Raw genomic sequence first — 8,025 nt, forward strand, 5'->3', positions numbered from 1 at the left:
AGAAACAGAGATACGACAAGCAATCGAGGATTATATATACCACTATAACTACAGGCGTTTTCAGAAGAAATTAAAGCAACGCGCGCCGATTGAATATCGACACGCGTTGGCAGCTTAGTTTTTTTGTGTTGTCTACTTGACAGGGTTAAGACCAAGGTCGGTTTTTTTGGAGTTGCTGTTCAGCCATTTTAATCATCTCTTTAACCATGTTGCCTCCGATGTACCCTCCAACTTTACCTGCCTGCCTTGATGTAAGGTCCCCGTTGTAGCCTTTTTCGAGCGGTACACCCGATTCCCTTGCAACTTCATACTTAATCTGATCAGGGTCACGGTGAAATTGATATCCCTGTTTTTCCATTACGTTCACTTTAAACTGATCCAGTTCATTCCTTGCTTCTGGAACAAGGATTTTATTTCGATTTGCCATTATGCATTCCTCCTCCTTTCTAGTCTTTCCAGCCATATAACGTAAGATGATGAATCCTTAATTTGGAAGGGGATTGACAAGAAAGAGACGTCCTGCGATAATAACAATAACTTAATACTGGTACCTTTAATTTCAGTCCAGAGAGGCTGACAAGGTAAGTCGGAATGGTTTGTTTGGGACAAGTGTAAGCTTGAGCCCATCTATCAGCATGTGTTAGAGGCTTCCTGTCAGTTTGGCAGGAAGCCTCTTTCTTTTTGACTGAGCATTCGTTCCAGGTACCGGTTCTATCAGAGGAGGAATTGGTATGAAACATAAGGTGAAAGCAACAGATCACGATTTTGCCCTGCAGTCTGTGCCGCAGGCAAATAAGAATGGATTTTGGAAAATGCTGATGGTCATGATGGGATTCACCTTTTTCTCGGCAAGCATGCTATCTGGCGGATCCCTAGGAGCAGGGCTCACCCTGAAGGAATTTATTATCACAGTTTTAATCGGGAATTTAGCGCTTGGAATCTATACAGGGTTGTTAAGCTACGTTGCAGCGAATACCGGATTATCAACACACTTGCTTGCCAGATATGCATTTGGTGAAAAAGGTTCATATCTCGCATCCTTCTTGCTTGGTGCTACACAGGTGGGCTGGTTTGGAGTTGGTGTCGCGATGTTTGCCATTCCGGTTCAAAAAGTAACAGGAATAAACACCATCGCTTTAATCATCATCGCAGGACTATTAATGACAGCGACAGCTTACTTTGGAATGAAGGCTTTAACCATCTTAAGTTTCATCGCAGTTCCGGCAATCGCCGTTTTAGGGAGCTTTTCTGTATTCGATGCAGCTGATTCTGTCGGCGGAATGCAAGGCCTGCTAGCTTATGAGCCAACAGAAGCGATCACGCTTGCAACAGCGGTGACAATCTGTATCGGTTCATTCATCAGCGGAGGTACATTGACACCTGATTTTGCCCGGTTTGCAAAAACAAAGCGTATCGGTGTAACGACAACAGTACTTGCCTTTTTTGTCGGAAACTCTCTGATGTTTGTTTTCGGAGCGATCGGTACAATCGCAACAGGGAAATCCGATATTTCCGAAGTGATGTTTGTACAGGGCTTGATCATACCGGCCATTCTTATTCTCGGGTTGAACATCTGGACGACGAACGATAATGCCCTGTATGCATCAGGGCTGGGGTTCTCTAACATTACAAAAATCTCAAAGAATAAATTAGTCATCTTTAACGGGATCGTTGGGACAATCTTTGCTTTATGGTTATACAACAACTTTGTAGGATGGTTAACATTCCTTGGTTCAACGTTGCCTCCGATCGGAGCGATCATTTTAGCGGATTATTTTGTATTAAACCGTGGAAAGTATGCCAACTTTAAAAACAAAGCATTCAGCACAGTGAACTGGATCGCCATTGCAGCCTGGGGAGCAGGAGTTGGATTCGCAAAATTTGTTCCTGGTATTCCGCCTGTAAATTCAGTTATCGGAGCAGGGCTTACGTATATTATTGTTTCAGTAGTTGCGACGAAAGTATTAAACTTCAAGCCAGTTAGCAGTGAAATGGAAAAGGTGAGTTAATTGATACTAAAAAATGCAGTTTTAAGGGGAAGAAAAGGCCTCTGGAACATTTTGATAACAGATGGGAAGTTTAAAAGCATTTCACAGGATGAGATCCAAACAGAAGAAGAGGTTTTTGATCTGGACGGGAGCCTTGTCCTTCCTCCGTTTGTCGAGCCCCATATCCATCTGGATACGACGCTGACCGCAGGGGAGCCGAAGTGGAACAAAAGCGGAACATTATTCGAAGGCATCCAGAGATGGTCTGAACGGAAGGAATCCCTGACAAAGGAAGATGTAAAAAGCCGCGCGAAAAAAGCATTGAAGTGGCAAATTGCACAGGGGATCCAACATGTCAGGACGCACGTAGATGTTACGGATCCAAAGCTGATTGCGTTAGAAGCAATGCTTGAAGTAAAGGAAGAAATCAAGCCGTATGTTGATCTTCAAATCGTTGCTTTTCCTCAAGAAGGCATTCTTTCTTATCCGAATGGGTTTGAGTTGCTTGAGGAATCCGTCAAAATGGGAGCTGATGTAATCGGTGGAATCCCACACTATGAATTTACAAGGGAATATGGCGTGGAATCGATGAAAAAAGTTTTTGGGCTTGCCGAAAAGTATGACCGATTAGTCGATATCCATTGTGATGAAATAGATGATGAGCAGTCACGCTTTGTGGAAGTAGTGGCCGCTGAAGCTTACCGCCTTGATATAGGGGAAAAAGTTACAGCCAGTCATACTACAGCAATGCACTCTTATAACGATGCCTATACATCCAAGCTATTCAGGCTGTTGAAGCTTTCAAAGGTTAACTTTGTAGCAAATCCGCTCGTTAATATCCACCTTCAGGGGCGATTTGATTCCTATCCGAAACGGCGTGGGATCACAAGAGTGAAGGAAATGCTTGAGGCAGACTTAAACGTTTGCTTTGGCCATGATGACATCTTCGATCCGTGGTATCCGCTTGGAACAGGAAACATGATGCAAGTGCTTCATATGGGCATCCATGTATGCCAGCTGATGGGCTACGATCAGATTGTCGACTCGATCGATCTTATTACAAGAAACAGTGCGAAAACCATGCATATTGAGGATCACTATGGAATAGAAGAAGGGAAACCTGCTAACCTGATCGTTCTTCCGGCCTCTGATGAATATGATGCCATTCGCCGGCAGGTTCCTGTTACCTATTCGATTCGAAACGGAAATGTAATCGCAAAAACTAAGCCTGCTCAATCAACAGTCCTGGTAGATGGCGTTGCCGAAGAGGTTACATTTGAAAAATAGACAGAAGAGAGAAGGGAGGATCTCCCTTCTCTTTTATATTTCCCTGTTTAATAAGGATGTTTATATTCAGCAAGAATAGAGGTAATAAGATGAGTGGAGGAGTTTTCAAAAAAGGACATAATCTGGAGAGGATGGATCTTAGGAAAAAGTTCTTTTCGAATACGGTTTGCAGGCATTCCATTCTCGTATAAAGATAGAACCTGTTCCCTGATCTCTTCTAAATAGGAAAGCTTTGCAGCAAGTTTTTCTTTTCCTTTAGGAATGACACCGGCATGGGAACAAATAAGGGTTTCAAAATCATAGCTGAGTAACCGCTTTATAGAACGGATGATTTCTGGAACGGACTCAAAGGCAAACAGGCTTTTCGGATGGGGGAGTACATACAAATCTCCGCTAAACAACCTGCCGTTTTCTTTGTCGATCAGTGCAACGTGGTCAGGAGCATGCCCGGGAGAATGTTCCACATGGAACGTTAGCGAATTTGTTTCTATCCTTCCTGGCATCTTCTCGGGAGCGAACGCATCTCTTTTTCCCCAGAAAACTTTTCGGTAAAAAGGCAGGACCGGGGGTTGAAGGCAGTATTCGATGCCAGACCCATGGATGTACAAAGGTCTCTTCCTATGGTGTAACAGCCAGCCGGCGAGGCCAGTGTGATCTTCGTGATGGTGGGTCAGGGCGACTTGTTCGATGGGAAGCTCTTTAAAATAAGGAATCAGGCTATTTTTCAACCTGGCAGGGCCAGTATCGATTAATAATCCGTCGATAAAAAAGACATTTACGTTTAAATGGGTTCCCGCCATGGAAACCGTCAGTTTAACTTGAATGATGTCTTCATGCTGCAATAGTTTCATCGTTTCACTTCCTGTACATCTGTTACCGCTATTATATCACCTTAGTTTTGGGTAAATAGTTTTTTAATTTACCACTACAAATGGAAGGATTGGTTTGTATGCCAGATTGGATTCAGGCATTGATCTATTTTGGAGGTGCTTTAATTTTGCTTCGGATTGGGGGAAAGAGAACCCTTTCCCGGATGACGATAGGAGAAGTCGTGATAATGCTTGGAATCGGAACGGTTCTTATCCATCCTTTAAAAACCAAAGATTCCTGGTTAAGCCTTTATCACGGAGCCCTGATCATTCTTGGCCTTATTATTATTTCCTTTCTGCAAATACATTTCCCTAAAATTAAAAATTTGATACTTGGTCAGCCGACCTTGCTTATCGAAAACGGGGAGATCAACAGGAAGAATTTAAAGAAAGCCCGCATGTCAGATGAGGAGTTAGAGATGATGCTTCGAATCAACAAGATAAACGATATGTCAAAGGTGAAAAACGCTACATTAGAAATTAGCGGAAAAATAGGGGTGGAGCTTTTACCACAGCATTCTTTTGCGACCCAAAAAGATATAGAAGAAGTGAAACAGGCTCTTAAAATGATCGGTTCAAGGCTGGATGTACCAATTTCATTTGACCAGGAGCCTGGCAAACCTTCGAAGAACCTTTTTCGACAGGCTGAAAAAGATGAAGATAAAGATCCTTTTCAATAATCAGCATTGCTATAATAGTTCTTAGAAAAAGGGGGAGGGGACGAAGATATGTTAATGAAAGATGAGCTTTATGGGGACTTTCACCTGGAAGGAGTACTCGAGGAATTAATTCATTCAAAGCCAGTTCAGCGTTTAAAGCACGTCCACCAGGGAGGCGCCAGTTACCTTGTAAATGAAAGGTGGAATACCACCCGCTTCGGCCACTCAGTAGGAGTAATGCTGCTTGTTCGGAAGATGGGAGGAAGCCTCGAGGAGCAGATCGCAGGACTGTTACACGATGTTTCCCATACCGCTTTTTCTCATGTCGTCGATCTTGTTTTTAATCACAGTGAAGAAGATTATCATGAAAAGATTTTTAAAAACGTTGTGCAACACTCTGAGATCCCCAGAATTTTAGAAGCCCATAAACTTGATCCTCAGCTCGTTTTTCGCAACGACTATCCCATCCTGGAACAGCCGCTTCCAGAGTTATGTGCTGACAGGATCGATTACACGCTTAGAGATCTGTTTGCTTTCGGTACGATAACAAAAGAGGAAGTGGATGCATTTTTAGAGCACATGTACTTTGCAGAAGGAAGAATTTGCTTAACATCGGTTGAAAGCGCAGAATGGTTCGTGGAAATGTATTATAAAGAAGTCGTTGATTATTTTCTCGATCCGTTAAATATTTACGCGTATGATGTCCTGGCAAAAGCAATACAAACTGCGATTGAAAAAGAGATCGTAAAGGAACAAGACTTGATGCTTGATGATGAAACTGTGTTAACCCTGATGGTGCAGAGCAAGGATGAGGAAGTTAATAGCCTTCTGAGACAGCTTCATTTTAATGTAAAGGTGGAAGAAGATTCCGCCGACCATCATATATTTGGGGCTAAAAAGCTCAGGATTATTGATCCGGCAGTTTTTACAGGGGACCGTGTATCTCCCGTCAGCACTTTATCCGATAAAGTAGCAGCATTAAACGAGAAAGCGACCCACAAATCAAAACAGGGTACATATGTAAAGGTAATCAATGCATAAGTAATTGAGGTGTCCTGGCAACGGACACCTTTTCTAATGGAATGTTATTCACAGAAAATATTCTTGTAATAACGGACTTCTTTGTCTTTTTCCTTTTTGTTTTCTTTATCGCTTTGTGTCTCACGTTTGTCCTTCGGAAGTTCGTTGTGTTTCTTTTCCTGTTTGTCCAACTGAATCACTCCTTTCTCATAAGTTTCCCGGAATCTAGAGATAAAAAACAATATAATGATACTGGGGTATCTCAACCCGCTACGAAAAGACACTTCGCTTTCCACGGGTGGCTGGTGAGCCTCCTCATGCTAACGCACTGTCTAGCTCTGGCTCACAGAGACTAGTGGATTTCCCTCGACTCTCTTTCGTTCGTCGTGTTTTCTTTATCTCCATACGGCTCAGTCCAATCCATACGTCCCTGGGCGTTCGCCTCCGCCTTTCATACTCCGGGGTCTCACCGATGCCATTGCTCCCGTAGGAGTCTTCGTGTATTTTCTCCGCTTGAGGAGGAGTAATAAAGTTCTAAGTTCCTTTAGTGGGAAACCACTTCAAGCGTAGGCAGAATACGTAGACTCCAGCGGGAACAGCACGAGTCCGAAGACCCCGCAGCGATGGTTTTTCCGCGAGGAGGCTGAGGCCGTGCCCGCGGAAAGCGAAGTATTCTGCCGAAGCGGTTTGCATTACTCCTACTTAAAATCATTCGTTTTTTAACTTGAACGTCTTATTTATGTCCCAGCCTCTTTTTTTGATTAATCCCGGTAATTCCGATAAAATTAGTATAGTTTTAAAAATAAGGAGGAGATGAACGAATGAGTGACCGTACGGTTTATCGGAATACAGAACAGCTAAAGAATGCAATTGAAGAAAACATTAATCAAATTGAAAAACCTCCTGCTTTAATATGTAACAGCCATATAACCGGTCTCTCTGTAGCCCGGGCACTTGGGAAAGAAGGCGTGCCTGTAATCGCTTTAGACCGGGAAGAAAAGGGTCTTGGATTTGCTTCCAGGTACGTTGCGTTAAGAGGATTATGTCCAAATCCTGATGAAGAAGAGGAAGCATTCATTCAATTTTTACTAGAAATCGGTCCTTTCTTTAAACAAAAATGCGTATTGTTTCCCTGTATGGATGAATGGGCGCTAGCGATTGCCAGGCATGCTGAGCGGTTAAGCGATTATTATATCTGGCAATTTTCCTCTTATAAGACAATCGATCAAATTTTAGACAAATCACAGCTTTATCAAAAAGCGGAAGATCTGAATGTTCTTATCCCTCAATCAGACAAAGTAACCAGTGAAAATCTGGAGGAGTTAAGTGACACATTCAGTTATCCAGTTGTATTGAAACCAATTCAAAAAAGAAAGTTTTATGATCGTTTTCGAAAGGCGCTCTTTGTGGCGGGAAGTAAAGAAGAGTTCAAGGAAAAGGTCAAGCTCTCGGATGAAATTGAATTAGTTGTGCAGGAGCAGATACCTTCAACACCGGGTGGCCTCGTCACGGTTGTAGCATATATGGACCAGGATAATAATATAAGAGGCTCTCTTACGGGAAGAAGACTTGAAATTTACCCTGCAGAGTCAGGTACCACTTGCCTGGTGGAATCAGTCGAAAATGCAAAACTTGTAGAACGCGCTTCAGAAGTGCTTAAAGCCTTCCAGTATCAGGGTATTGCAGAGTGCGAATTTATTTATGATGAGCGTGATGAAGAATATAAACTGATTGATATCAATACGAGGCCGTGGAAGTGGATCGGGTTGCCGGTTAGTTGTAATGTGAACTTACCTTATCTTCTTTATCGGGATGCTATAGGAGATCCCTTTACTGCTGAAAAGGGACAGGTCGGAAAGAAATGGGTCTTCGTGCAGGATTACATTTCTTTAAAAGAATCAAAACAGGGTATGTTTGAAGGTGATGTATTATCGAAAGAAGAATGGCTGGCTGTATTGTCTGGAAGAACAGAAAAGAACGACTTGATAACAACAGCAGTGGAGTCCCAGGGTGATCCTGAACCAGCCTATCAGTTGCTTCAAAACAAATTTTCAAAGCGAAAATATTATTGCCCGTGTTAAGGTGCTGGATTATCCAGCATCTTTTTTAGGTGTGCCCCGCAGTCACACAGTCTAAGTGGTTTAAATCCACTCAGTAACTTTACCCTTTATAGTGCTGTAGCCGAAGTAGAAGTCCTCGCTC

9 protein-coding genes are annotated in these 8,025 nt (G+C 42.8%); 6 read left to right on the forward strand and 3 right to left on the reverse strand.

Annotated elements, in window-relative coordinates; translation table 11 throughout:
* The first annotated feature begins 10 nt into the window (after positions 1–10).
* Positions 11–118, forward strand: coding sequence for an IS3 family transposase (locus FCL54_RS24885; protein ID WP_425467172.1), 108 nt, complete (start codon positions 11–13; stop codon positions 116–118).
* Positions 119–145: 27 nt separating this feature from the next.
* On the opposite strand, the gene FCL54_RS23445 is transcribed toward FCL54_RS24885, so the two are convergent.
* On the reverse strand, positions 146–427 hold the full coding sequence (locus FCL54_RS23445) for an alpha/beta-type small acid-soluble spore protein (RefSeq protein WP_171016994.1): 282 nt from the start codon (positions 425–427) through the stop codon (positions 146–148).
* A 316-nt stretch (positions 428–743) separates the two neighbouring features.
* Between FCL54_RS23445 and codB the strand changes: the two genes are divergently transcribed.
* Entirely contained in the window at positions 744–2,009 is a 1,266-nt protein-coding gene (codB, locus tag FCL54_RS23450) for a cytosine permease (protein ID WP_138129704.1), read from the forward strand.
* Positions 2,010–3,275, forward strand: a complete 1,266-nt coding sequence (locus tag FCL54_RS23455) for a cytosine deaminase (protein ID WP_138129698.1) — start codon at positions 2,010–2,012, stop codon at positions 3,273–3,275.
* Positions 3,276–3,322: 47 nt separating this feature from the next.
* Here FCL54_RS23455 and FCL54_RS23460 read toward each other — a convergent pair whose 3' ends face one another.
* On the reverse strand, positions 3,323–4,126 hold the full coding sequence (locus FCL54_RS23460; RefSeq protein WP_138129699.1) for an MBL fold metallo-hydrolase: 804 nt from the start codon (positions 4,124–4,126) through the stop codon (positions 3,323–3,325).
* 98 nt (positions 4,127–4,224) lie between these two features.
* On the opposite strand from FCL54_RS23460, the gene FCL54_RS23465 reads away from it, so the two are divergent.
* Together FCL54_RS23465 and FCL54_RS23470 are read left to right on the forward strand one after the other, a co-directional pair.
* The gene (locus FCL54_RS23465) at positions 4,225–4,824 is read left to right on the forward strand and encodes a DUF421 domain-containing protein (protein WP_171016995.1); all 600 of its coding nucleotides are present in this window, start codon (positions 4,225–4,227) and stop codon (positions 4,822–4,824) included.
* A 48-nt stretch (positions 4,825–4,872) separates the two neighbouring features.
* Positions 4,873–5,844, forward strand: a complete 972-nt coding sequence (locus tag FCL54_RS23470) for an HD domain-containing protein (protein WP_138129701.1) — start codon at positions 4,873–4,875, stop codon at positions 5,842–5,844.
* Between the two features lie 44 nt (positions 5,845–5,888).
* Here the strand turns inward: FCL54_RS23470 and FCL54_RS24725 are convergent, their stop codons facing one another.
* Complete coding sequence (locus FCL54_RS24725; protein ID WP_281281411.1) at positions 5,889–6,014, reverse strand: hypothetical protein; 126 nt, start codon at positions 6,012–6,014, stop codon at positions 5,889–5,891.
* A gap of 630 nt (positions 6,015–6,644) precedes the next feature.
* Here FCL54_RS24725 and FCL54_RS23475 point away from each other — a divergent pair.
* Positions 6,645–7,904, forward strand: coding sequence for a carboxylate--amine ligase (locus tag FCL54_RS23475; protein WP_138129702.1), 1,260 nt, complete (start codon positions 6,645–6,647; stop codon positions 7,902–7,904).
* Positions 7,905–8,025 lie beyond the last annotated feature (121 nt).

Origin of the sequence: Exobacillus caeni, from assembly GCF_005747095.1 — a bacterium.
GTDB lineage: Bacteria > Bacillota > Bacilli > Bacillales > Guptibacillaceae > Exobacillus > Exobacillus caeni.